This window comes from Mesorhizobium sp. M7A.F.Ca.CA.004.06.1.1 (assembly GCF_003999135.1).
Lineage (GTDB): Bacteria > Pseudomonadota > Alphaproteobacteria > Rhizobiales > Rhizobiaceae > Mesorhizobium.
This window is the reverse complement of record NZ_RZPQ01001182.1, coordinates 1-1109: the sequence shown is the minus strand read 5'-3', so window position 1 is coordinate 1109 and position 1109 is coordinate 1. Positions and strand designations below refer to the sequence as shown.

Here is a 1109-nt window from a genome sequence, read left to right as displayed (position 1 = left end):
CAGTGTCCAACTTCCCCCATCCGATCCGCTCGGTCGACCATTTCGAGATCCCGATGCCGGACGGTTGCCGGCTTGCGGCGCGCATGTGGCTTCCCGAGGGTGCTGAACAAAAGCCGGTGCCGGCAATCCTGGAATATATCCCCTATCGCAAGAACGATCTGACCGCCGCGCGCGATGTCGTCATGCATCCCTACGTAGCTGGCCACGGCTACGCAGTGGTGCGCGTCGACCTGCGCGGAACCGGCGATTCCGAAGGGCTGATGCTCGACGAATATCTCCAGCAGGAGCTGGACGACGGCTGCTCGGTCATCGAATGGCTGGCGACCCAGCCCTGGTGCGACGGCAAGGTTGGCATGATCGGCATCTCCTGGGGCGGTTTCAACGGGCTGCAGATCGCCGCCATGCGTCCGCCGGCGCTGAAGGCGGTGATCAGTTGCGCCTCGACCGACGACCGCTACGCCGACGACGTCCACCACATGGGCGGCACGCTGCTTATCGACAATCTCTCCTGGGCCGCGATCATGTTCGGCCGCAACACGCTGCCGCCGGATCCCCGCAACAAGCCGGACAACTGGCGTGCTTTATGGCACAGCCGGCTGAAGGAAAGCGGGTTGTGGCTGAAGAACTGGCTGGAGCACCAGCACCGCGACGAATTCTGGAGGCACGGCTCGGTCTGCGAGGATTTCGACGCGATCGCCTGTCCGGTCTATGCCGTCAGCGGTTGGGCCGACGGCTATTGCCGCTCCGTCTTCCGCCTCATGGAAAAGCTGCAGGGTCCGCGCAAGGGGCTGGTCGGGCCGTGGGCGCACACCTATCCGCATATCGGCAAGCCCGGTCCCGCCATCGGCTTCCTCCAGGAATGCGTCCGCTGGTGGGATCACTGGCTGAAGGGCCGCGACACCGGCATTATGGGCGAACCGATGCTGCGCCTGTTCGTGCAGGACAGCGCCCCGCCGCAAACCTCCTATGAATTGCGGGCCGGACGCTGGGTGACGGAGCCGGCATGGCCGTCGCCGAATGTCGAGCGGCAGTCTTTCTTCCTTTCCGGCAATGGGCGCCTGTCCGCACGCCAGGCAGATCATGCGTCTGGAAGGCAAGCGATCCGTTCG

1 protein-coding gene is annotated in these 1109 nt (G+C 64.7%); it reads left to right on the top strand.

Features of this window, described 5'->3' with window-relative positions; all coding sequences use genetic code 11:
* Window positions 1–2 precede the first annotated feature (2 nt).
* On the top strand, window positions 3–1109 hold a 1107-nt coding region (locus tag EN906_RS34960; protein WP_127375814.1), incomplete at its 3' end, for a CocE/NonD family hydrolase.